This window comes from Fructobacillus pseudoficulneus, from assembly GCF_900108455.1.
GTDB classification, from domain to species: Bacteria; Bacillota; Bacilli; order Lactobacillales; family Lactobacillaceae; genus Fructobacillus; species Fructobacillus pseudoficulneus.
In genome coordinates this window covers 21,177-43,753 of the sequence record NZ_FNWS01000006.1, presented here as the reverse complement: position 1 = coordinate 43,753, position 22,577 = coordinate 21,177, and the positions used below count along the sequence as shown (strand labels likewise).

Genomic DNA, 22,577 nt, shown 5'->3' with positions numbered 1-22,577 from the left:
GTAGGATTAGCCCTTATGGCAAAAATTATTATTAACGGTGGCCGTAAAATTTCAGGATCGGTGACCATTGGCGGGGCCAAAAACTCAACGGTTGCACTGATTCCAGCTGCGATTTTAGCGGATACCCCAGTCAGATTTGACAATGTACCACAAATTTTAGATGTTAAAAACTTACAGTATATTTTGGCGGCAATGAATGTTCGCTCAGAATTTACCCGTGGTGATTTATCGATTGATCCAACCACGATTAATGAATCAGAATTACCTTCTTCAGCAATTAAGTCGCTACGTGCTTCCTATTATTTCATGGGTGCTTTGCTAGGAAAGTTTGGCCGAGCAACGGTGACTTTCCCAGGTGGGGACAACCTTGGTTCTCGACCAATTGACCAACACATCAAGGGTTTTGAAGCCTTGGGGGCAACGGTCAGTGAAAAAGATGATGTGATTACCATTGATGCAACGGCAAATGGTTTGAAAGGGGCCCGAGTGACCCTTGATACGGTTTCTGTTGGGGCAACGATTAATATTATTTTGGCTGCGGTTAAGGCTGACGGTCAAACGATTATTGAAAACGTCGCTAAGGAACCAGAAATCATTGATATTGCGACCTTCTTAAACAACATGGGCGCAAATATCCGTGGTGCTGGAACGGATACCATCCGCATTACTGGTGTCGACCGGCTTGAAGCCCGGAACACGCATACGGTGATTCCGGATCGAATCGAAGCCGGTACCTATATGTCAATGGCTGCTGCCTTTGGTGAAGGCGTGACAATCAAAAACGTCATTCCTGAGCACTTGGAGTCTTATACTTCCAAGGTGCTTGAGATGGGCGTTGACATGCAAATTGGCGAAGATTCAGTTTTCATCGGCCCAAGCCATGATTTGAAGCCGGTTGCCATCAAGACGATGCCGTACCCAGGTTTTGCGACTGATTTGCAACAACCAATTACGCCATTACTATTTTTGGCTGATGGTGAAAGCACGATTACCGAAACGATTTACCCCGCCCGAATTAAGCATATCGCTGAATTGCGGCGGATGGGGGCTGAAGTATCTTCTTTGAACCCCGGTGAAATCAAGGTCAACCACTCAAGTCGTTTGGTTGGAACAACGGTTGAAGCTGCTGAAATCCGTGCAGGAGCCGCTTTGGTGATTGCCGGAATCATGGCTGATGGTCAAACGGTGATTGAAAACGCCACTCACATTTTGCGTGGTTACGACCGTTTGTCTGAAAAGTTGGAAGCCCTCGGTGTCGATTTAAAGATCGAAGGCGTTGACATGATCAACTTGATGCCGTAATCCTTGCGTCAATCAAGTTGCTGTGATAGAATAATTAGGTTAATAACTGACTCTGGTTCTTATGAATCAGGGCGCTAAGGAGATACTCATGAAAAAAGACATCCATCCAGACTACCGTCCAGTTGTATTTATTGATGCCGCAACTGGTAAGAAGTTCTTGTCAGCATCTGTTGTTGAAACAGAAACTACTACTGACTTTGAAGGTCAAGAATACCCATCAGTACGTATGGAAATCACTTCAGATTCCCATCCTTTCTACACTGGTAAGCAGAAGTTTACTCAAGCTGATGGTGCGGTTGACAAGTTTAACAAGAAATTCGCAAACTTCGGTTTCAAGAACAACAACTAAGTTGTTGGATAAAAACGCTCACCTTGGTGGGCGTTTTTCCTTTATCTGGATAATTTTAGTCGAGTGGTGGAGGGCAAATGGCCAAGACGCAGGTTCCCGTAAAATTAAATCAACACCTGGTGGTGACAATTGATCATATCCGGCAAAACGGAATGGGCCTGGCTTATGTGACCCCTGCCAAAGACTATCCGGTCTACCTGGCAGACGCCATGGTCGGTGAAGAGGTGGAAATTGAAATCATTCAGGTTGATAAGCATTCGGCTTATGGCCGAATTGTCGCTTGGATCAAGCCGTCAGCCGGTCGGGACAACCAGGACCGACAGTACCTGATTGAAGCCGGAACGGCTCCGTTGGTCAACTGGCCCTATCCAGACCAGAAGGCTTTCAAAAAAGAAATTGTCCAACGAAACTTCCACGATGCAGGTCTCAAAGTTGATGTGGCTGATCCAATCACCATGGATACCACGCCAACCTATTACCGCAATAAGACGGTGGTACCGCTAAAGTGGCAAGATGGCCAGTTACTGTCTGGTTTTTATCAGCGCGGCAGTCATCATTTGGTACCGATGGAAGACTATTATGTCAATGACCAGCGGTTGGACGAAGTGATTGTCATCGTGCGTGAGATTATTGCGCAACGAGGCATCTCCGCCTTTGACCCGGACTTAGAAGAGGGCGCCATTCGCTATATCATGGTGCGCCGGGGTTACTATTCCAAGCAGCTGATGGTTGTTTTGGTAGCCAACGAGCAAGAATTAGCCGATGAAGCCGGTTTGGTTGCCGATATCCAAGCGGCATTGCCGGACTTAACCTCATTGATCTTGAACTTTGCCCCCAAGAAGGACTATGTTTTGCTGAGCCCAAATAATCGGACTTTGGCAGGAGAAGACCAGATTGAAGATACCTTGTTGGGTAAAAAGTTCTTGATTGGACCAAACTCCTTTTACCAGGTAAATCCAGTGATGACGGAAAAGCTGTACCAAAAAGCAGCTGATTTAGCGGATTTGCAGCCAACGGATTTGGTGGTTGATGCCTACGCCGGTATTGGAACGATTGGAATTTCGGTTGCCGACCGGGTAAAAGAGGTGATTGGGGTCGAAGTTGTCCCCGGCGCCGTGGTCGATGCCAATAAGAATTTGCAAATCAATCACATTCAAAACGCGACTTATATCGAGCGGGATGCGCCAGACCAGTTTGCGGACTGGCAGGCAGCCGGAATTCAACCGGATGTTGTCTTTGTTGACCCACCGCGCCGTGGCCTGACAGCAAAATTGATTGAAAGTACGGCCCAAATGGGGCCCGACCGGGTGGTTTACGTTTCATGTAATCCAATTACGGCGGCTCGAGATGTCGCATTATTCCAAGATTTAGGCTATCATGTTGCTGGGCCGGTTGTTCCAGTGGATCAGTTCCCACAAACGGCACATATTGAGACAATCACGGTATTAAAAAAGAATGATTAATAATTTAATTCTGAGGAAAAAGTAATGAAGCTTTCTTTACAAGACATTGCGACTGCAACCGGTGGAAGCATTCAGGGCCAAACCCAGGCTGCCATTCAAGGAGTCACCTTTGACTCACGGCAGGTGAAGGCCGGTGACCTGTTTGTTGCCCTAGTTGGCGATAATGATGGCCATGATTATATCGATCAGTCCTTGCAAAGTGGTGCCGTGGCTGTTTTGGCGCAAACTGAACATGTCATTGGTGGTGATGTACCAGCAGTAGTCGTTGATGACACATTGGTTGGCTTGCAGGACTTGGCTAAATTTTACTTAAAGCAGGTTCAGCCAAAGGTTGTGGCCATTACTGGTTCAAACGGTAAGACCACAACCAAGGATATGGTGGCGGCGGTTTTGGCACAAAAATACCAAACCTTTAAGACGCCAGCTAACTTTAATAACGAAATTGGTTTGCCTTTCACCATCTTAACGATGCCAGAAACAACTGAAATGCTGGTATTGGAAATGGGGATGGACCGACCAGGTCAGCTGACCTTCTTATCAAAGTTGGCCCAACCCGATGTGGCCGTGATCACGATGATTGGTGAAGCCCATTTGGAATTTTTCAAGACTAGGGCAAAGATTGCGCAGGCTAAGCTTGAAATTACGGCGGGGTTGAAGCCCGGCGGACTATTCTTGATTCCAGCAGACGAACCACTGTTGCAAGAGGCGGCTAATTTGCCAAGCAACACGCAAAGCTTTGGGACAGAACCGGCCGAATGCGTGGAGTCATTACAGGAAACGCAATTTGTTGATCAGGGTCAACGGTTTGCAATTCCGATTTTGGGTCGGTATAATGTTAGGAATGCCTTAGCGGCGATTCGTGTTGGCCAGGCTTTTGGCATCGATTTGATGACCATTGCCAGCGCCTTGAAAAATTTCACTTTGACGAAAAACCGCACCCAAATTTTGACTGCAAAAAATGGGGCAATGGTGATTTCGGATGTGTATAACGCTAACCCAACGGCTACCAAAGAAGTCTTACTAGCTTTGGCTAAGGAACAAACAGCCAACCTGGTTGTTGTCTTAGGTGATATGTTGGAGTTGGGCGAACAGGGACCAGCCCTGCATGCTGGTCTGGCTGATGCCGTTTTCCAGGCACAACCAAAGGCTGTTTATTTAATTGGGCCTTTGATGGTTGATAATCTTGGACCCGCATTGAAGAAGAATCTCTCCGAAGAAATTATTCACCAGTATCAAAGCAATCAAGTTGAGCAACTCGGTCAGGATTTGTTGGCCGTTTTGAAAGCTGATGACTGTGTCTTTTTGAAGGCTAGTCACGGTATTCATCTTGAAAAGGTAGTGGATGAGTTAGTACCCCCAGGGAAGTAGGAGGTCTTCATGTTAAAGCGGGTTGATATATTTCCTGAACGAGTAAAATTGTTATGGTTTAAAGACCATTGGCTGGCACTATCAATGGTGGTTTTGATTTTGCTTTGTATGGCCGGTGCGATTGGCTTGGCCAAAATCAATAAGACAACACCGACAGCGGTTTTAACGACCACCACGCAAAAAACGTTTTCAGCTGCTAACAGCAAAAATTTGAAACTTGATTTGGAGCCACAGACCAAGACGGCCCAAGAAATTGACCAAGATTTGAAAAATGCTAACTTCACTGGGACAGCTTTATTGGTTAAAAATGGAGAAATTGTCTTAAATCAAGGTTATGGCTTTGCTAATTCAAGCAAACAGTGGCACAATAATGCACAGACGGTCTATCATATTGCTTCGTCCGCTAAATTTTTGACGGCAGTCTTGATTGGCCAGGCAGTTGCCAACCAGCAATTGTCTTACGATGACCACCTAGACAAGTATTACCCAAATATCCCGAATGCCGACCAAATTACGATTCGGGATTTGTTAACGATGACTTCGGGCTTGCAACAAAAGCTGCAGCCAACGACCTTTACCACGGAAGCAGATAATGCCCAGTTTTCCGCTGACAATACTAATCCGACGGGAGCAGCGATTGGTTCTGGAAGAGGTTGGACGTATCAGCCAGTCAACTACCGTCTCTTAGCCGGTATCTTGATGAAAATTACTGGTCAGTCTTTTGATACGTTGACCAAGCAATACTTTAACCAAAAGTATCATCTGAACGTGGAAGATTATGACAAATTCCACAGCGACGATAAGGCGGCCTTGGGCTACCAAAAGAGTTTAGATACACCAACGGGTGTGACTGAAGTTGAATATCAACGAGAAACCGGAACTGGAAACTTGGCAATGTCTGCCGGAATGCTTTACCGGGCCTATTGGCTCTTCTTTAACGGTAAGTATTTTGCCAACCCATTAAGTTTGGTGGAACAACATTTGCCAGCGCACTACACGTCTGGTTTGTATCGTTATGGGGATGTTTATACCTCACACGGTATCTTTAATGGTTATGAGCCCTCGGCTGTGATTGGTAAGAACGGTCAGGATGCGGTTATTCTGTTGGCCAACCAGTACTATAAGGGACATACCTTTGAAGGTTTGTCTCATGAAATTTATCAAAAGTTAACGGGATCAAAGATTCCCTCATAAAACGAGTCGGCCCAGCTAGACTATAAACTGCTTGGTGTATTTTTTGACGTGCTGGTTGCACGTTTATAATGGAAACGGCCCGAAGAGGGGCCTGGGCGCGCTTAACCAGTGCGCAAAAAGGAGATAATTTTGAAGTTTAATGAACTCGGCTTGTCACAAGCCATTTTGCAGTCAATCGAAGCCCACGGCTACGTTGAAGCAACCCCCATCCAAGAAAAGACGATTCCATTGACCCTTGCTGGTAAGGACGTCATTGGTCAAGCGCAAACAGGAACTGGTAAGACAGCCGCCTTTGGTTTGCCAATCTTGGAAAACATTGACTTGAATGATCAAAACATTCAAGCAGTGATTATTTCACCAACGCGTGAATTAGCTATTCAGACCGCTGAAGAATTGAAGAAGCTTGGCTCAGATAAGTCAGTTAACGTTCAAGTTGTCTTTGGTGGCGCCGATATTCGCCCACAAATTAAGGGCTTGAAGTCACACCCACAAATCTTAGTAGGAACTCCTGGTCGTTTGTTAGACCACATTAACCGTAAGACTGCCAAGCTTGGTGGTGTCAAGACTTTGGTCTTGGATGAAGCCGACGAAATGTTGAACATGGGCTTCTTGGATGACATTGAAGCCATCATCGCTCAAGTGCCAGACCAACGTCAGACATTGTTGTTCTCCGCAACGATGCCAGAAGCAATTAAGCGAATCGGGATGAAGTTTATGACCGACCCCGAATATATCCAAATTAAGGCCAAGCAATTGACCACTGATTTGGTTGACCAATACTTTATTCGTGTTCGTCACGAAGAAAAGTTTGATGCCTTGACTCGGACAATTGATATCCAAGAACCATTCTTGGGTATCGTCTTTGGTCGGACAAAGCGCCGTGTTGAAGAATTGGCTCGTGGTTTGGAAGCACGTGGTTATCGTGCTGCCGGCTTGCACGGTGATTTGACCCAGCAAATGCGGTCACGGGTTTTGGACCAATTTAAGGCCCATGAAATTAACCTCTTGGTGGCAACAGATGTTGCTGCCCGTGGTTTGGATGTTAAGGACGTGAGTCACGTCTATAACTTTGATATTCCACAAGACCCAGAATCATACGTTCACCGTATCGGCCGTACTGGTCGTGCCGGTGCCGAAGGTGTTTCAGTGACTTTGGTTGCACCAAACGAAATGGATTACTTGCGTGCCGTTGAAGACTTGACGAAGAAGCGCATGACGCCATTGCAACCTGCAACTTTGAAGGAAGCTCGAATTGGTCGAATTAACGGTGCCATCGACACTGCAGCCGCAACCATCAAGGGCTTGAACCCAGCTGAGTTGCAAGAACAAGTTAACCAAATGACGTCACAATTCACAGCTGAACAATTAGCTGCTGGTTTGTTGGCTGCCGTAGCTGGCTTGGACAAGCAAAACGCACCAGTTGTTTTGTCACGCGAACGTCCTTTGCCACGTCGTAAGGGTAGCTCATCATCACGTCGTGGTGGCTATCGCGGTGGTAACCGTCGTTCAAATGGTAATGGTGGTGGTTACCGTGGTAACGGTAACGGCCGTCGCAATGGGAATGGTGGAGGCTACCGCAAGGGTGGTTCAGGTAACCGTTCACACTCTGAAAACCGCGATAACCGTGGTGGACATCAAGGTGGTGGCAACCGTCGCCGCCGTGACTTCACTGTTCGCGAAAAAGATTAATCAGTTCGACTGTTTGGTCGCTTGAATTTTAATAAAAAAATAGTGAAACCGTCTGTTGTCAGACGGTTTTTCTGTTTTATAATGAATGTACTGAATTAATTGGGAGAAAAGATGTTTAAGAGTTTAGACGAGGCGGTTGCAGCCATTCATAGTCGGCCGAAAGCTGGCAAAAAAGATAGTTTTGAACGGATGCAGGCACTGTTGTCAGCCTTAAATCATCCAGAAGAGCAAATGCCCCCGGCCATCCACATTACCGGCACCAACGGTAAGGGCTCGGTGGCGACAATGGTAAGTGCGGTTGCCAAAGAAGCTGGGTATCGGGTGGGTAGTTTTACTTCACCCTTCATCGTTGACTTTCGCGAGCGCTTTCAGATTAATGGCCAGCTGATTGAACCAATTGACCTGGTTCATTATGCCAATCGGGTTCAAACCGCCATTGATCAGGTTGAAAGTGATTCCGCACAGCGATTACAGCCAACCGAATTTGAAATGGTGACTGCCATCATGTTGGTTTATTTCGTTGAAGCAAATTTGGACCTGGCCGTGATCGAGGTGGGCATTGGTGGCCGTTATGATTCTACCAATGTCTTAACCACGACGAAGGTGGCCGTGATTACCACGGTTGCCTTGGACCACCAGGCCATGCTTGGCAATACCGTGGAAGAGATTGCTGCTCAAAAGGCCGGCATTATTAAAGAAGGGACCATCACCATTTTGGGGCCTAACCTGCCGGCCGGTGCTCAGTCCGTGATTGTCGACCAGGCTAATCAACAGCGTAGTCCTGTTCAAGTTGGTGTAGTTGGTGAATTCCAATCGGGCATGCATGGGTCTTTTCAGGCGGAAAATACGGCAACAGCAGTTGCGGCTTTGCGGGCTTTTAACCCCGAACTGGCAGACAGTACGATTGCTTCAGGTTTGAAAAAGGCCTTTTTACCAGGGCGATTTGAAGAAGTACAACCCGGGTTGTATTTGGACGGGGCGCATAACCAAGCTGGCCTACATGCCTTGCACCAAACGATTCAACAGGAAATCAAGGGGCCGGTCACGGTGATCATCGCTGCTTTGGCCGATAAAAATGTTGATCAGGCCTTTTGGGAATTAGCGGCGGATAAAGACATTCGGCTGGTCTTTGTTCCTTTTGCTGGTTTGACTGGCCGTCCGGGGCTGACACAGGCTGAAGTCGTTGAGGAGATGGGTCAGCAAGTTGATTGGTATGAATCATTGGAAAAAGCTTTGGCTGAGCAAAAGCAACGAAGCGTTGTGGTAACTGGTTCGCTGTACTTTATCAGTGATGTAAGGAGAAAATTATGCAAGAAAAAGTCCTAAGCCCTCGGCTAATTTTTAGTATCTTAGCGATTGCTCTTTTAGGCTTTACCGATATTATGCTGGAAACTGCTTTGAACGTTTCCTTCCCCGACCTAATGGAAGAACTACACGTGGACGGGGAAACGGTTCAGTGGCTCACTTCTGGGGTGATTTTGCTGACGTCGATGATTATCATCATGTCTCCTTGGTTAAAGAAGCGCTTTAGCAATCGGTCACAGTTTATGGTGGCCGGCGTAATTTCTTTGATTGGAATTTCCATCGATGCGACTTCCAGTCAGTTTTATGTGGTGCTGTTTGGTCGGTTGCTTCAGGGTGTTGGTGCGGGGGTTGGCCTGCCATTGATGAACAATGTTGTTTTCGAGCAGGTACCTGATAACCGACGGGGAACGATGATTGGCTTAGCTTCTTTGATTGTTTCTTTCTCGCCAGCCTTAGGGCCCGCATTTGGTGGTTTCTTGACTGCCTTTTATGGTTGGCACATGATTTTTTGGGTAGTTTTGCCAATCCAATTGTTCGCCTTGATTTTAGGTTGGTTTACCATCCAGCAAATTGATGAGGTCGGTAAGGCTCACTTTGACTTTGTTGGTTGGCTCTTGCTATCTTGCTTCTTTATTGGTGGCTTGATCACAATTGACCGGCTTTCAAGCCATGGCCTGTTGAATCCGGCCAGTTTGGTTGCCTTGGTGGCAATGATTGCCGGGATTGGGGGCTATTACCTATATGCCCGCAAGGAAGCAGATCCTTTGCTTTCACCAAAGATGTTCACGCTGCCAATGTTTCGTCAGGCGGTCTTTGCGGCCATTTTGATTCAAATCGTCAATTTGACTTTTAACTATGCCATTCCAATGGGACTACAATTAATCTTGAAGCAAAACTCAAGTGTGGCTGGTTTGTCACTCTTCCCAGGAGCCGTTGGCTATGCCTTTATGTCAATTATCTCTGGTAACCTCTATGATCGCTATGGTGCTCGAATTCCAAATATGATTGGTTTGACATTGATTGGTGCCGGAATGGTCTGGATGGTTTTGCTGCCATTTAACGTCTGGTCAATGACGATTGGCTTTACCCTGAGTCAACTTGGTGGTGGTTTCTGGTTTGGAAATAACATGACCAATGCCATTTCACATTTGGACCACAACTTCCATAGTGCCGGTAATTCAATCTTTGCGGCGGTGAATAACTATTCGGCAGCCGTTGGAATTGCCTTGGCTGCATCGATCGTCTCTGTCTTCCAAAAGGGGGCAGGTGACCTGTCAGCAAACACTTTGGCTGGAATCCAATGGACTTATCGCTTGGACGTCATCATGATTGCCTTGGCCATTTGGTTATCGATTTCGGTCATGAAAAAGGTCCGAGCTGAGCAAACAGTCTAAAAAAGTTTAATGAAATTGATAACCTGTTTTTTCGTCTAAACACTGTAGAGGTGATAAAGATGAAAAAACAGGTTTTTGATTTCTATCAAATCTTGGAACAAGATGCTAAAAAGAATACAGAGATTTTTTCACTGTATTTTCCGGAAAATTATCATTTTTTGGAAATGGATGAGGATACGCGGACGGACTTTATTGCGGAAAACCCGCAAATGAACCGGGCCTTACTGATAGCAATCGGGATGGGCTTTCAATTAGCCAAAGAAAGTCGGCCGGTGTTACTGTCGGCCAGGCACTCGAGCTTGGTCGGGGCTTTTGCCCAGGAAAAACTGGGGGACCTCAAACAAGAACAGCTCTTTTTAGCGCTCTTAAACACGCAGTTGGATGTGATTGGTTGGGAAGTGGTTTTTGTTGGCACGCTGACTGAGGTATCTGCCTCGCCACGAGAAATCTTTCAACGGGCGTTAAAGGCAAACGCCTACGCCATTATTATTGCCCATAATCATCCTTCCGGTAATTTACGGCCCTCGGTTCAAGATAAGCGCTTTACGAAGCGCCTTTACGATGTTGGCCAAGAACTCAATTTACCGCTGTTGGATGCCTTTATTGTTAGCAAAGACGGTTATTGGTCGATGCAGGAAAAGGGACAATTATGGGAACACCTCCTAGATGAATAAGAACTTTCAGTTTGGAATTATCCTTGCTTTCTAACACCGCATATTTAGGAAAAATGGTAAAATAGTAGCAGTATAAACAAGGGAGAGAACCGCGAAATGACTGCAAAAATTGTGATGATTGGTGGGGGTTCGGGTCTACCAGTAATCATCAAGCCGCTCGTTCAACAAAACGTTGATCTAACAGCGATTGTGACGGTTGCCGATGATGGTGGATCGTCAGGGCTTCTCCGTGATTATGTCAACATTATTCCACCTGGGGATATTCGCAATATTTTAGTGGCGATGTCTGAAGGAGACCAAGATATTTTGGATTTATTCCAATATCGCTTTAAAACTGATGACGACTTTTTGGCCAAGCATGCGGTTGGAAATTTGCTAATTGCTGCCCTAACTGAGATGACGGGCGATATTTCTCAGGCAATTGCAAAGTTAGCCCGTTATCTAAAAATCAAGGGACATGTCTACCCGGTTGCTAAGCAACCATTGATTTTGCATGCTGAAACGAAGCATGGCGAAGAGTTAAAGGGGGAGGCCTCGATTACGGCTGCCCATCAGGCGCTTGATCACGTTTGGGTGGTTGATAATGAAGGCAATCAAGATATTCAAGCAAGTCCAGAAGCAATTGAGGCCATTTTATCGGCTGATTTAATTGTTTATGGGCCGGGATCATTGTTTACCTCAATTTTGCCAAACATTGTTGTCCCTGGAATCCGCGAAGCCTTACAAAAGACCAAAGCCAAGCAGGTTTACATTGCCAACATCATGACCCAAAAGGGTGAGACGGATGCCTATACCGATGCCCAACATTTGCAAGTTTTGAACAAGCACCTGCAAGCACAGTTAGTTGACTACGTCTTAACTAATGATCAAGAAGTGCCGGCAGACTTTGTTGATTATCAAAAATGGGGTGAAATTTCAAAGCAGGTAATCCAAGACCCAGAGGCTATCGAACAAGAGGGGGCCAAGGGCATCTCTGGCGACTTCTTAGCCCTACGTGATGCTGGTGCCTTCCATGATGGTCAAAAGGTGACCGATGTTCTATTATCCTTAGTGGAGGAGTAAATGTCTTACGCGGCAGAAGTGAAAAAAGAATTAACCGGTCGAATTGTCTCAAATGATGCCGCCAAGTCAGAATTGGCAGCACTGCTGCAGATGAACGGTGTTTCCACTTGGGGGATGAGCCAAGAGGTTCGGGTCCAAACGGAAAACCCCGCCATTGCCCGGCGTATTTATACTTTGATTAAGCAGCTTTATCCAGCGGTGCCGGTCGACGTTCAAGTTAACAAACGGGTCGCCCTGACGGAGCGGAAAACCCTGATTGTGGTTTTGCAAAATCAGGTCGCGGATATCTTGGAAGACCTAGGAGTCGACCCGCTCGGAATTGACCAAGAGGTACCCGCTTGGTTACTGAATAACGAAGAAAAGAAACAGGCCTTCTTACGCGGTGCCTTTCTGGCTGCCGGTTCGGTCAATTCACCTGAAAAAGCCAATTATCATTTGGAAATCTATACTAGTCATGAGGCTTTAGCCGAGCAGTTGGTGACCCTGATCACGGGCTTTGACTTGCCGGTCAAAGTTGCTGACCGCCATTCGGGCTACATTGTTTACATGAAGCGGGCCGAAAAAATTGTTGATTTTTTGAAACTGATTGGGGCAGTCGAAACGATGCTCCACTTTGCCGATATTCGGATTGCTCGGGATACGAGAAATTCGGTGAACCGCGTCAATAACGCTGATATGGCGAATTTGCAGCGGACCGCCGTAGCGGCGAATAGCCAGGTTCAGGCAATCCTAACCATTCAAGGTAAGATTGGTGACTTGGATGATTTACCACCAAAGCTGGCCGACTTTGCTCGAGCGAGACTGGAACACCCGGATGGGTCGCTGGCGGAAATTGGGGATGTCTTAGAGATTTCCAAGTCGGGTGCTAATCACCGGATGCGTAAGCTGGCTAAGTTAGCCAAAATGATTGAAGAACAAGAAGACTTTAATCTGGATGATATTTAATGTTGTTAAAGTAGGCGAAGACTTTGGCGTTGTTTGAAAAATGCGTTACAATGTTGTTCTAAGAAGAGAAATAAAGGAGTACTGCTATGTGGCCAGGAGTAATTGAACAAACTGCAAACGGACGTGAATCTTATGACTTGCCCTCACGTTTGCTAAAGGACCGAATTATTTTGGTCCAAGGAGAGGTCGAGGATAGCATGGCAACTTCAATTGTTGCACAATTGCTATTTTTGGAAGCTCAAGATCCTGAAAAAGAAATTTCTATGTATATTAACTCACCGGGTGGTTCTGTGACGGCCGGTTTGTCAATTACCGATACGATGAACTTCATCAAGGCACCGGTCACGACCATTGTTATGGGACTGGCTGCCTCGATGGGAACCATCATTGCCGCATCTGGTGAAAAGGGTCACCGTTTCATGTTGCCAAATGCGGAATACTTGATTCACCAACCAATGGGTGGTGCTGCCGGCGGTACCCAACAAACAGATATGGCCATTATTGCTGACCAATTGACTAAGACTCGTAACAAGTTAAACAAGATCTTGGCTGATGGTTCAGGCAAGAGCCTAGATGAAATTGCGCATGATACGGAGCGTGATTTCTGGATGTCGGCTGAAGAAACGCTGAAATACGGTTTGATTGACGGAATCATGGAAAAAGCCGGCGAAAAGCCAATAACTTTGAAAAATAAGTAAAATCATCACATATTTTGATGAATTGTAGTGTATAATATTGTTAGATATTTAATTTGGAGGACGAAAATGAAAATTTTTGCTTACGGAATTCGCGATGATGAAAAGCCAGCTTTGGAAGATTGGGAAAAGCAAAACCCTGAAGTAACGGTAGAATACACACAGGAATTGTTGACGCCCGAAACTGCTAAGTTAGCTGCAGGTTCTGACTCAGCAGTTGTCTACCAACAATTGGACTATACAAAGGAAACTTTGGAAGCCCTTGCAGCTGTTGGTGTAAAGAACATGTCTTTGCGTAACGTTGGTACGGACAACATTGATTTTGATGCCGCTAAGGAACTTGGCTTCAACATCTCAAACGTTCCCGTTTACTCACCAAATGCTATTGCAGAACACTCAATGATTCAATTGTCTCGTTTGCTCCGTCGTACGAAGCCAATGGACGAAAAGGTTGCTAAGCACGACTTGCGTTGGGCACCAACTATTGGTCGCGAAATGCGCATGCAAACTGTTGGAGTTATCGGAACTGGTAACATCGGTCGTAAGGCCATCAACATCTTGAAGGGATTTGGTGCTAAGGTTATCGCCTTTGACAAGTTCCCTAACAAGGAATTGCAAGAAGAAGGATTGTACGTTGATACTTTGGATGAATTGTTTGCACAAGCAGACGCCATCTCATTGTACGTTCCTGGTGTTCCTGAGAACCATCACTTGATCAACAAGGAAAACATCGCTAAGATGAAGGACGGCGTTGTTTTGGTAAACGTTTCTCGTGGAAACTTGGTTGATGTTGACGCTGTTATCGACGGTTTGAACTCAGGTAAGGTTTCTGACTTCGCAATGGACGTTTACGAAAACGAAGTTGGTTTGTTCAACGAAGACTGGTCAGGTAAGGAATTCCCTGATCCAAAGATCGCTGACTTGATTTCACGTGACAATGTTTTGGTTACGCCACACATTGCCTTCTATACTACTAAGGCCGTTGACGAAATGGTTCACCAATCATTTGATGCCGCTGTATCATTTGCTAAGGGTGAAACACCTGCAATCGCTGTTAAGTTTTAATTGATTTGAAAGAGCTAGGAATGATTATTCCTAGCTCTTTTATTTTTAATTGAACAACCATTAGCTTCACAGTCCAATAGGCGGTTTTTAGTCGATGAATTATCTTGTTATAATTAGACAACTTAGTTGACCTTTTTAGCAGGAGAGCGTAAAATACTTTTATTGTAAATTTACTAAATGGAGGACAAAATGAAAGTTTTTGCTTATGGAATTCGTGAAGATGAAAAGCCGGCCCTAGAGGAATGGAAAAGCCAGCATCCTGATGTGACAGTGGCTTATACACAAGAAATTTTGACTCTGGCAACGGTTGATCTAGCGAAGGGCTTTGACGCCATTAACGTTTTGCAACTAACGGCCTACAGCGAAGAGCTATTAACAGCTCTAGCAAATATCGGTATCAAGAGTATATCGCTGCGAAATGTCGGAACGGACAATGTTGACTTTACAGCGGCCAAAAAGCTCGGTTTCCGCGTATCAAATGTGCCAATGTATTCGCCAAATGCGATTGCGGAACACTCGATGATTCAACTATCACGATTATTGCGGCAAACTAAGCCAATGGACGCCAAGGTGGCTAAGCATGACTTACGCTGGGCGCCAACAATTGGCCGAGAAATGCGGATGCAAACAGTCGGAATTATTGGAACTGGTAATATCGGTCGTAAGGCCATTAACATCCTCAAGGGCTTTGGGGCAAAAGTGGTTGCTTATGATAAGTTCCCTAATCCGGCGCTGCAAGAAACGGGTATCTACGTTGATTCGTTGGCGGACTTATATGCACAGGCCGATGCAATTGCCTTGTATGTACCGGGTATTCCTGAAAACCACCACTTAATTAACAAAAAAAGCATCACTAAGATGAAGGACGGCGTAGTCATCGTCAATACTGCGCGCGGTAACCTGCTCGATACGGATGATGTCATTGCGGGCCTTGATTCCGGTAAGGGTGGGTGCCTTAGCCATTGACGTTTATGAAGGAGAAGCTGGAATCTTTGACTTGGATTGGTCTGATAAGGAATTCCCTGATAGCCGTTTGGCAGACCTGATCGACCGAGACAATGTTTTGGTAACACCTCACGTTGCCTTTTACACGACGACTTCGATTACAGAGATGGTTCATCAATCAATGGATGCGGCTGTGGCCTTTGCCAAGGGTGAAGAATCAGCGGTTGAAGTTAAATTTTAAAAGTTTGTTAGCAATTGTTCACGGACAATTGCTTTTTTGTTGTCACTTATGAGGGCAAAGTCAGGCAAAAATGTCATTTTTTTAATTTTATTAAAACGATTATAAATTAACTAGATAAAAGTGCAAAATAATCAAAAAAAGTCGGGTGAATATCTGAAAAAATTTATATTTCTTAAAAAATCTGGTATAATTAATACGTTAAAAATAATACTTCACAAGAAGTGAAGATGGAGGAAAAAATATGACTACGACAGAACAGTTCTCTGGTCAGCAGTCACTCGGCGTTAAGGACTTCTTTTTCAAGGTGCTTTCGGGTTCAGCCCAAGGAATTTTGATTGGTGTCCTTCCGGCTGCCGTTATGAAATATGTGATTCAGTTCTCGGGAATGGGTAAGACCGACCTTGGTGCTGACTTTGCCGCGATTTTGACACTATTTACTTCAATGGTACCGTTTTTGATTGGAATGGCAGTGGCTATGAACTTCAAAATGAAGCCTTTGGATACCGGAATTGTTGCCTTGGCAACTTTGGCTGCTTCAAATTCAATTCAATGGACAATGGCTAAGGCCGGCAGTGTTCATCCATTAACTGGTAAAGCCTTGCTTGCACCAACCCGTTTGTATGTTGCTAACGGGGCCGGTGATGTTATCAACGCAATGTTGGTGGCCGGGATTGCCGTCGTTGCCTTGTGGCTGATTGATCGTTACCTTGGTGGCTTTGGTTCCGTGGCAATTATCTTGTCACCAATCGTTGTGGCTGGTGGTGTTGGTTTGCTTGGTAAGGAAATGGCACCATATGTTGCCCACATCACTTCATGGATTGGGGATATGGTTGAATCGTTTACCAAATTAGCCCCAATGCCAATGGCAATTTTGATTGCGATGGCCTTTGCCGTGATTATTATCACGCCAATTTCAACCGTTGGAATTGCCTTGGCAATTAACCTACACGGAATGGCTGCTGGTGCAGCTGCCATGGGTGTTGTTGCGACAACGCTTGTCTTGGTGATTAACTCATGGAAAGTGAACAAAAAGGGAACTACGATTGCCATCTTCTTGGGTGCGATGAAGGGAATGATGCCTTCAATCTTTAAGAAGCCGGTGATGTTGCTTTCATTTATGTTTGCTGCTGCTCTTTCAAGTATTTCAGTTGCGCTCTTTGACATTCAAGGAACATCAACGACCGCTGGTTTTGGTTACATTGGGATGGTTTCACCATTGCAATCAATGATCAAAGACTCAGCTATTCCTAGCTCAATCATCAGCCACTACATCACGCCGGTGGTTGGAATTATTGCATGGGCAGTGATTCCGGTGATTGCAGCCTTGATTGCACAATATGTCTTTGCTAACTTGTTGAAGTGGTATCAACCAACAGACTTGAAGCAAGAACTTTAAGCATTAATCGTTAAAGCGAGTCAGATGATTTATCTGACCCGTTTTTTCTTGCCTTCCAATCGTTTTTTCGATAAAATTCTTGGGTATCTTTTAATTTTTAAAAGGTAAAAAGATTAACGATTGTTTTTATAAAAATAATATTGTTCGTATATGGTTATTTTTAAAAGTAATTATGAGAAAATATACCAGCTATGTCCGAATATATGTTAAGATAGTTAACGTCAATTGTTATAGAAAGTGGAGGGCCATCATGGCAGAAGAAGACAAGTTGAACAGAGGCTTTGGCCTTTGGTCATCATTATCGCTCGTAATTGGAACAATTATTGGTTCCGGAATTTTCTTTAAGCAAGGATCCGTCTTGCAAACTGCAGGTGACACCAATACCGCCCTCTGGGCTTGGTTGGCCGGTGGAATCTTAACCTTAACGGCCGGGATGACGGTTGCTGAAGTTGGTTCACAAATGGCTGAAACCGGTGGAATTTATTCCTATTTAACTCATTTGTATGGAAAGACGGTCGGCTATTTGGCCGGTTGGATGCAAGTAATCTTTTATGGCCCAGCAATGATGGGGGCCATCTCAGCTTACTTTGGTGTTCTCTTTGTTGCCTTATTTGGCCTTGGTAGCTCATGGTCATTGCCAGCAGGAATGGCAGCCTTAGCCTTTGTGGGCTTGGTCAATTCAATTCCTAATCATTTTTCGGCCGGTTTTCAAGTGATCACGACGACGATTAAGATGTTGCCAATTGTGGCCTTGATTATTTTTGGCTTGTTCTTTGGTAAGCATGATGCACTAGGACAAACAGTGACAGTGATGTCTCATGGTAGCATGGGTGGCTTTGGTGTCGCCGTTTTGGCAACGTTGTTTGCCTATGATGGTTGGGTTACTTTGGCCAACATCTCTGGTGAAATTAAAAACCCACAAAAGGTTTTGCCAAAGGCCATTATTACTGGAATTTTGATTGTGATTGTTGCCTATATGGGAATTTCATATGGGGCTTATCGTTCATTAACGGCCAACGAAATTGTGAACCTTGGTGAAAATACAACCCTGAAGATGGCAACGAATGCCTTTGGCTACTGGGGTGGCCGCGTCTTGTCAGTTGCCATTTTGATTTCCTTAATTGGAACTCTGAATGGTAAAGTTGTCTCGTTTCCGCGGATTTTGTACGTTATGGCCAAAAAGGGTGACTTTATCTTTGCTAAGAGCTTTGCCAAGATTCATCATCGCGCAAAGACGCCAAACAATGCTATTTGGTTTATGGTCGTTATCGCCTACGTGATGATGCTGTTGACGGATCCGGATCAGTTATCTGATTATGCGATTTTCGTGACCTTCCTATTTTATATCCTGGTATTTATTGGTGCTTTCATTTTGCGTCGTCGTGATCCAAAGGGGGAAAAGCGGACCTTCTCAATGCCGCTTTACCCGGTTATTCCGGTGATCGCCATCCTTGGATCTTTGTATGTTGAAATTTCCGAATTGCTAAATGATTTGCATGGTGTGCTAATTTCGGTTATCATTATTTTACTTGGTTTGCCAATTTTCTGGTGGCTTAATCGTAAAAAATAATCGTTAGATAATCGTGAACTAGCAAAATATGGCTATTTCTTATACAAGATAAAGTTGTTTTGTATATTTCCTTGACCGATGTTACGGAAGCGTTATCTGTTTTAATATTCTTGTAATATTGATTGGGGAAAATAATAACCATGATGTTTAATAAAGTTTTAATTACTAGTATGGCTGTAGCCGGTTTAGCACTGACTGCCGCCAACTCACAATTTAATAAAGGGAAATCGACTACTGATCAAGCGGTTAAGACTGTTGGTTCGGTGAATACAAAAACGGTTTCAACTGCTGTGGATTCTTCAGTTAACGCCATTAAGACTGCTGAAGATACTGCTGCTAGCCAAACTGTGGCTAGCTCAGACGATTCACAAAGCAGCGAATCAGATGATAGCAATAATCAAAGCTCAGCAACTGTCTCAACTTTGGCTTCATCTTCTGCAACGCAGACAACCGTTACACCAGCAACAACGACCACAACGACAACCAGCGCATCTGCTTCAGGTGATATCAACTGGTTGATTTCTCGCGAATCTGGTGGAAACGTGAATGCGCAAAACGGATCATTCTACGGAATTGGTCAATTGTCACCATCTGCATATGCAACTTATGCAGCTGGTCAAAATTACCAAGGAAACTATGCTGTTCAATTACAGGCTATGCAAGGGTACATTGCTGCCCGCTATGGTTCTGTTGCCAATGCTATTATCCATTTCCAAAACAATGGTTGGTACTAAAATTTAGGAAATTACTTAGGGAGGGCTCCGCTTTGGGGTCCTTTTTTGCTGTCTAAAACAGGTGGTTTTCGTGTATAATAGAGCTAAGTAAACAAAAAGGAAGATAAATATGGCCCTTAATTTCTTGAAGCCAACCTATCTTGTCAAATCAGTTTATGATTTGTCAGTGGCTGAATTAAAAGACCAAGGTATCAAAGCAGTGTTGACTGATCTCGATAATACACTGCTTGCCTGGAACAATCCCAATGGCACACCAGAGCTACACGCTTGGTTGCAAGAGCTAAAAGAAGCCGATATTGAGGTTGTTGTTGTTTCAAACAACACTTGGGACCGAGTAAAAAAGGCGGTTGCTGGATTAGATGTTGACTATGTGGCCTGGTCATTGAAGCCATTGCCACGCGGAATTTTAAAGGTTTTGAAAAAGCAGGGCTTGAAAAAAGAAGAAGTCCTAATGGTCGGTGACCAAATGCTGACCGACGTCTGGGCGGCTCACCTAGCGGGGGTTCGTTCAGTCTTGGTCAAGCAGCTAGTTGAATCCGACATGTGGCAAACTTGGCTGAACCGGTCAATTGAAAAGCTAGCAAAACGAATTATTTATCGTAAGTTTGGCGGACCAATTTGGCATGATTCATTGGGTGTCGCAGCAGAATCAAAGGATAATAAGACAAATTAATGACAGAAGAGAACTTTGAACAACAAGCATCAGTGGCAACTGAAGAAGAAGTAAGCCAGGCCCTCGAAGAGGGATTGTACTGTATTGGCTGTGGTGCTTTGATGCAAGTAAAGGACCCAAATGGTGTTGGCTATTTGCCAATGTCTGCGCTGAGAAAGGCTCTGGCTTCCGAGCAGCTGCTATGCCAGCGCTGTTTCCGTTTGCGCCACTACAACGAAATCCAGCCGGTTGATTTAACCGATGATGATTTTGCCAAGTTGCTCCACCAGGTGTCAGAAAATCATGCTTTGATTGTTTATGTAGTCGATTTGTTTGATTTTTCTGGTTCGACGATTCCTGGCCTACCTCGCTTTGTTGGGAAGGATAATCCAATTTTAGTCGTGGCTAACAAGGTTGATTTGTTACCAAAATCCCTCAAGGAGCATAAGCTCAAGGCTTGGGTTCAGGGTCAGCTCAAGGAGCAGGGGATCAACGCGGTTGGTGTTGAGTTAACCTCTGCTGCTCATCCAAAGAATTTGGATGCGATTTTGGATAAAATTGATGAATTGCGGGCCGGCCGCGACGTTTATGTTGTTGGAACAACTAATGTTGGTAAGTCGACATTCATTAACCAAATTATTAAATCCAAAACCGGCGTGCAGGAATTGATTACGACTTCGCGTTTCCCAGGAACAACTTTGGATCAAATTGCGATTCCTTTGGATGATGGAAAAGCACTGATTGATACACCTGGAATTATCAAAAAAGACCAGTATGCTCATTGGGTGAGCAACAAGGACTTGAAGTATGTCTTGCCAAAGGCTGAGATTAAGGCCCGGACTTATCAATTAAATCCGGAACAAACACTGTTCTTTGGTGGCCTAGCCCGCTTTGATTTAGTTAGTGGCGCTAGCGATGACAGCAAGACGGCAGTCACGGCTTACTTTGAAAATAATTTGAAAATCCATCGAACTAAACAAGCAGGTGCATCAGAATTTTTTGAAAAGCACCGCGGCGACCTATTGTCACCAGCGCCAAAGGACGAAAATGTTCAGCTGGCCAAATACGAATTTAAAATAAGCGAAAAAATGGACTTGGTTTATGCGGGCCTTGGTTTTATTACCTTACCAGCTGGTATCCATGTTCAAGCCTATGCCCCTGAAGGGGTTGGCGTTTTCGTTCGAAAGGCAATGATTTAATGCAAGATTTAACAGGAAAACAAAAGCGCTACCTTCGTTCAGCAGCCAATGGCTTAACTCCGATTTTTTCGGTTGGGAAAGCTGGTGCAAACGTTGAATGGTTGGCGGAAGTCAACAAAGCCTTGGCTAAGCGTGAACTAATTAAGGTTAACCTTCAACAGGGGACAGAATGGTCAGCTAAAGACCTGGCCCAGTTTATTGAAGATAATTCAAACATCACGGTTGCCCAGGTGATTGGTAAAACCTTGGTGCTTTACCAAGCTGCCAATGATGCCAAGTACATGAAGTATTCATTAGAAGTTGAAAGCTTAGCTTAAATCTGGCCGATAGGCCGATGGGAGGTTTGCATGACCACTTTTGCAGAAGAATTGAAAACAATCGAAGAAAAAGTCAAAGCACATTTGTCAGACGGTCGTTTTCAGCATTGTTTACGGGTAAAGGACTATGCCATTAAGTTGGCTAAGGAAAATCACCTTGACGAAGAACAGGCGGCCTTAGCCGGCTTGGTCCATGATTATGCCAAGGAACGGCCAGCCGAGGACTTTTTAAAGGTGATTGACCAATTTGACCTGGATCCAGACTTAAAAAACTGGAACCGGTCAATTTGGCACGGGGTTGTTGGCGCTGTGATGATTCGAGAAGAATTGGGCATTAACGATCCGGCCATTCTGGATGCGGTTGTGAACCACACGACCGGTGACGGCGTGGCGATGTCTCCCCTAGCGAAAGTGGTCTTTATGGCCGATTACCTCGAAACCGGGCGTACCTTCCCCGGGGTGGAGGAAGCTAGGAAGATCACGGATCAGTCGCTTGATGCAGGGGTTTTCTATCAGCTAAAACACACATTGGCGTTTTTGGCTGATCAGGGTAATCCAATTTACCCGAAGACCGTTGCCAGCTATAACGAATGGGCTCGTCACTTTTCGAGCAAATAAGGAGAATGTATGACAGCAATCGATTCAAAGGATTTATTGCAAGCAACAATTCAGGCAATTGACAGCAAGCACGGTGAACAAATTACCGCACTTGATATGCGGTCAGTCTCATTATTGGCCGACTACTTTGTAATTGCCTCTGCCGGGTCTAACCGGCAGGTACAAGCAATCGTCCGGGAAGTCAAAGATGAAGTGCAAAAGCTAGGCGGCCAAATCCTCAATATTGAAGGTTTTGACCGAGCTGAATGGGTCTCACTTGACTTAGGTGATGTGATTGTTCATGTTTTTGACGAAGAATCACGTGATTTTTACCACCTCGATCGTCTCTGGTTTGACGCTGAGAACGTCGATTTGACGGAATACTTAGCAGAAGAAGTAAATTAAGAATAAAAAAGGTGGC

The 22,577-nt window shown here is 45.0% G+C and carries 21 protein-coding genes and 1 pseudogene; all 22 read left to right on the top strand.

Annotation, left to right across the window (positions count from 1 at the left end; translation table 11 throughout):
* Window positions 1-15 precede the first annotated feature (15 nt).
* The gene (locus BLW39_RS05605) at window positions 16-1,302 is read left to right on the top strand and encodes a UDP-N-acetylglucosamine 1-carboxyvinyltransferase (RefSeq protein WP_059378165.1); all 1,287 of its coding nucleotides are present in this window, start codon (window positions 16-18) and stop codon (window positions 1,300-1,302) included.
* An 88-nt stretch (window positions 1,303-1,390) separates the two neighbouring features.
* Entirely contained in the window at window positions 1,391-1,651 is a 261-nt protein-coding gene (locus BLW39_RS05600; protein WP_059378167.1) for a type B 50S ribosomal protein L31, read from the top strand.
* A gap of 77 nt (window positions 1,652-1,728) precedes the next feature.
* Window positions 1,729-3,114 (top strand): 23S rRNA (uracil(1939)-C(5))-methyltransferase RlmD, encoded by a 1,386-nt coding sequence (gene rlmD / locus BLW39_RS05595; RefSeq protein WP_059378169.1) that lies wholly within the window; start codon window positions 1,729-1,731, stop codon window positions 3,112-3,114.
* Between the two features lie 24 nt (window positions 3,115-3,138).
* On the top strand, window positions 3,139-4,482 hold the full coding sequence (locus BLW39_RS05590) for a UDP-N-acetylmuramoyl-tripeptide--D-alanyl-D-alanine ligase (protein ID WP_059378170.1): 1,344 nt from the start codon (window positions 3,139-3,141) through the stop codon (window positions 4,480-4,482).
* 9 nt (window positions 4,483-4,491) lie between these two features.
* Window positions 4,492-5,676, top strand: coding sequence for a serine hydrolase domain-containing protein (locus BLW39_RS05585; RefSeq protein ID WP_059378171.1), 1,185 nt, complete (start codon window positions 4,492-4,494; stop codon window positions 5,674-5,676).
* Window positions 5,677-5,805: 129 nt separating this feature from the next.
* Window positions 5,806-7,365: a degradosome RNA helicase CshA gene (gene cshA, locus BLW39_RS05580; protein ID WP_059378172.1), complete on the top strand. Its 1,560-nt coding sequence runs from the start codon at window positions 5,806-5,808 to the stop codon at window positions 7,363-7,365.
* Between the two features lie 111 nt (window positions 7,366-7,476).
* The gene (locus BLW39_RS05575; RefSeq protein WP_059378174.1) at window positions 7,477-8,691 is read left to right on the top strand and encodes a bifunctional folylpolyglutamate synthase/dihydrofolate synthase; all 1,215 of its coding nucleotides are present in this window, start codon (window positions 7,477-7,479) and stop codon (window positions 8,689-8,691) included.
* Window positions 8,673-10,064, top strand: a complete 1,392-nt coding sequence (locus tag BLW39_RS05570) for an MFS transporter (RefSeq protein WP_074717830.1) — start codon at window positions 8,673-8,675, stop codon at window positions 10,062-10,064. The genes BLW39_RS05575 and BLW39_RS05570 overlap by 19 nt, the downstream gene beginning before the upstream one ends.
* Before the next feature lie 59 nt (window positions 10,065-10,123).
* On the top strand, window positions 10,124-10,738 hold the full coding sequence (locus BLW39_RS05565) for a JAB domain-containing protein (RefSeq protein ID WP_322788005.1): 615 nt from the start codon (window positions 10,124-10,126) through the stop codon (window positions 10,736-10,738).
* A gap of 96 nt (window positions 10,739-10,834) precedes the next feature.
* Window positions 10,835-11,800 (top strand): gluconeogenesis factor YvcK family protein, encoded by a 966-nt coding sequence (locus BLW39_RS05560; protein WP_059378176.1) that lies wholly within the window; start codon window positions 10,835-10,837, stop codon window positions 11,798-11,800.
* Window positions 11,801-12,745 carry a DNA-binding protein WhiA gene (gene whiA / locus BLW39_RS05555; protein ID WP_059378177.1) on the top strand — a complete coding sequence of 315 codons (945 nt, stop codon included), beginning with the start codon at window positions 11,801-11,803 and terminating at the stop codon, window positions 12,743-12,745.
* 86 nt (window positions 12,746-12,831) lie between these two features.
* On the top strand, window positions 12,832-13,443 hold the full coding sequence (locus tag BLW39_RS05550) for an ATP-dependent Clp protease proteolytic subunit (RefSeq protein ID WP_059378179.1): 612 nt from the start codon (window positions 12,832-12,834) through the stop codon (window positions 13,441-13,443).
* Window positions 13,444-13,509: 66 nt separating this feature from the next.
* On the top strand, window positions 13,510-14,505 hold the full coding sequence (locus tag BLW39_RS05545; RefSeq protein WP_059378181.1) for a D-2-hydroxyacid dehydrogenase: 996 nt from the start codon (window positions 13,510-13,512) through the stop codon (window positions 14,503-14,505).
* 189 nt (window positions 14,506-14,694) lie between these two features.
* Window positions 14,695-15,691 (top strand): annotated as a pseudogene (locus BLW39_RS05540) (D-2-hydroxyacid dehydrogenase).
* A gap of 241 nt (window positions 15,692-15,932) precedes the next feature.
* On the top strand, window positions 15,933-17,087 hold the full coding sequence (locus tag BLW39_RS05535; RefSeq protein ID WP_059378182.1) for a PTS sugar transporter subunit IIC: 1,155 nt from the start codon (window positions 15,933-15,935) through the stop codon (window positions 17,085-17,087).
* A gap of 250 nt (window positions 17,088-17,337) precedes the next feature.
* A complete protein-coding gene (locus BLW39_RS05530) occupies window positions 17,338-18,657 on the top strand; it encodes an APC family permease (protein WP_059378184.1) in 1,320 nt (439 codons plus the stop codon).
* A gap of 140 nt (window positions 18,658-18,797) precedes the next feature.
* On the top strand, window positions 18,798-19,391 hold the full coding sequence (locus BLW39_RS05525) for an aggregation-promoting factor C-terminal-like domain-containing protein (protein ID WP_059378186.1): 594 nt from the start codon (window positions 18,798-18,800) through the stop codon (window positions 19,389-19,391).
* A gap of 109 nt (window positions 19,392-19,500) precedes the next feature.
* Window positions 19,501-20,064: a YqeG family HAD IIIA-type phosphatase gene (locus BLW39_RS05520; protein WP_059378187.1), complete on the top strand. Its 564-nt coding sequence runs from the start codon at window positions 19,501-19,503 to the stop codon at window positions 20,062-20,064.
* Window positions 20,064-21,242, top strand: coding sequence for a ribosome biogenesis GTPase YqeH (gene yqeH / locus BLW39_RS05515; RefSeq protein ID WP_059378189.1), 1,179 nt, complete (start codon window positions 20,064-20,066; stop codon window positions 21,240-21,242). The genes BLW39_RS05520 and yqeH overlap by 1 nt, the downstream gene beginning before the upstream one ends.
* Complete coding sequence (yhbY, locus tag BLW39_RS05510; protein WP_059378191.1) at window positions 21,242-21,559, top strand: ribosome assembly RNA-binding protein YhbY; 318 nt, start codon at window positions 21,242-21,244, stop codon at window positions 21,557-21,559. The genes yqeH and yhbY overlap by 1 nt, the downstream gene beginning before the upstream one ends.
* Before the next feature lie 30 nt (window positions 21,560-21,589).
* Window positions 21,590-22,177: a bis(5'-nucleosyl)-tetraphosphatase (symmetrical) YqeK gene (gene yqeK / locus BLW39_RS05505; protein ID WP_059378193.1), complete on the top strand. Its 588-nt coding sequence runs from the start codon at window positions 21,590-21,592 to the stop codon at window positions 22,175-22,177.
* A gap of 9 nt (window positions 22,178-22,186) precedes the next feature.
* A complete protein-coding gene (rsfS, locus tag BLW39_RS05500; RefSeq protein ID WP_059378195.1) occupies window positions 22,187-22,561 on the top strand; it encodes a ribosome silencing factor in 375 nt (124 codons plus the stop codon).
* Window positions 22,562-22,577 lie beyond the last annotated feature (16 nt).

Excerpts from the sequence above, each read along its gene's own strand:
- yqeK (WP_059378193.1), top strand. The coding sequence starts at position 21,590 with ATGACCACTTTTGCAGAAGAATTGAAAACAATCGAAGAAAAAGTCAAA.
- whiA (WP_059378177.1), top strand. The coding sequence starts at position 11,801 with ATGTCTTACGCGGCAGAAGTGAAAAAAGAATTAACCGGTCGAATTGTC.
- BLW39_RS05560 (WP_059378176.1), top strand. The coding sequence starts at position 10,835 with ATGACTGCAAAAATTGTGATGATTGGTGGGGGTTCGGGTCTACCAGTA.
- BLW39_RS05575 (WP_059378174.1), top strand. The coding sequence starts at position 7,477 with ATGTTTAAGAGTTTAGACGAGGCGGTTGCAGCCATTCATAGTCGGCCG.
- BLW39_RS05585 (WP_059378171.1), top strand. The coding sequence starts at position 4,492 with ATGTTAAAGCGGGTTGATATATTTCCTGAACGAGTAAAATTGTTATGG.
- BLW39_RS05605 (WP_059378165.1), top strand. The coding sequence starts at position 16 with ATGGCAAAAATTATTATTAACGGTGGCCGTAAAATTTCAGGATCGGTG.
- rsfS (WP_059378195.1), top strand. The coding sequence starts at position 22,187 with ATGACAGCAATCGATTCAAAGGATTTATTGCAAGCAACAATTCAGGCA.
- BLW39_RS05520 (WP_059378187.1), top strand. The coding sequence starts at position 19,501 with ATGGCCCTTAATTTCTTGAAGCCAACCTATCTTGTCAAATCAGTTTAT.
- BLW39_RS05570 (WP_074717830.1), top strand. The coding sequence starts at position 8,673 with ATGCAAGAAAAAGTCCTAAGCCCTCGGCTAATTTTTAGTATCTTAGCG.
- yhbY (WP_059378191.1), top strand. The coding sequence starts at position 21,242 with ATGCAAGATTTAACAGGAAAACAAAAGCGCTACCTTCGTTCAGCAGCC.
- BLW39_RS05600 (WP_059378167.1), top strand. The coding sequence starts at position 1,391 with ATGAAAAAAGACATCCATCCAGACTACCGTCCAGTTGTATTTATTGAT.
- BLW39_RS05525 (WP_059378186.1), top strand. The coding sequence starts at position 18,798 with ATGATGTTTAATAAAGTTTTAATTACTAGTATGGCTGTAGCCGGTTTA.
- rlmD (WP_059378169.1), top strand. The coding sequence starts at position 1,729 with ATGGCCAAGACGCAGGTTCCCGTAAAATTAAATCAACACCTGGTGGTG.
- BLW39_RS05590 (WP_059378170.1), top strand. The coding sequence starts at position 3,139 with ATGAAGCTTTCTTTACAAGACATTGCGACTGCAACCGGTGGAAGCATT.
- BLW39_RS05530 (WP_059378184.1), top strand. The coding sequence starts at position 17,338 with ATGGCAGAAGAAGACAAGTTGAACAGAGGCTTTGGCCTTTGGTCATCA.
- yqeH (WP_059378189.1), top strand. The coding sequence starts at position 20,064 with ATGACAGAAGAGAACTTTGAACAACAAGCATCAGTGGCAACTGAAGAA.
- BLW39_RS05545 (WP_059378181.1), top strand. The coding sequence starts at position 13,510 with ATGAAAATTTTTGCTTACGGAATTCGCGATGATGAAAAGCCAGCTTTG.
- BLW39_RS05565 (WP_322788005.1), top strand. The coding sequence starts at position 10,124 with ATGAAAAAACAGGTTTTTGATTTCTATCAAATCTTGGAACAAGATGCT.
- BLW39_RS05550 (WP_059378179.1), top strand. The coding sequence starts at position 12,832 with ATGTGGCCAGGAGTAATTGAACAAACTGCAAACGGACGTGAATCTTAT.
- BLW39_RS05535 (WP_059378182.1), top strand. The coding sequence starts at position 15,933 with ATGACTACGACAGAACAGTTCTCTGGTCAGCAGTCACTCGGCGTTAAG.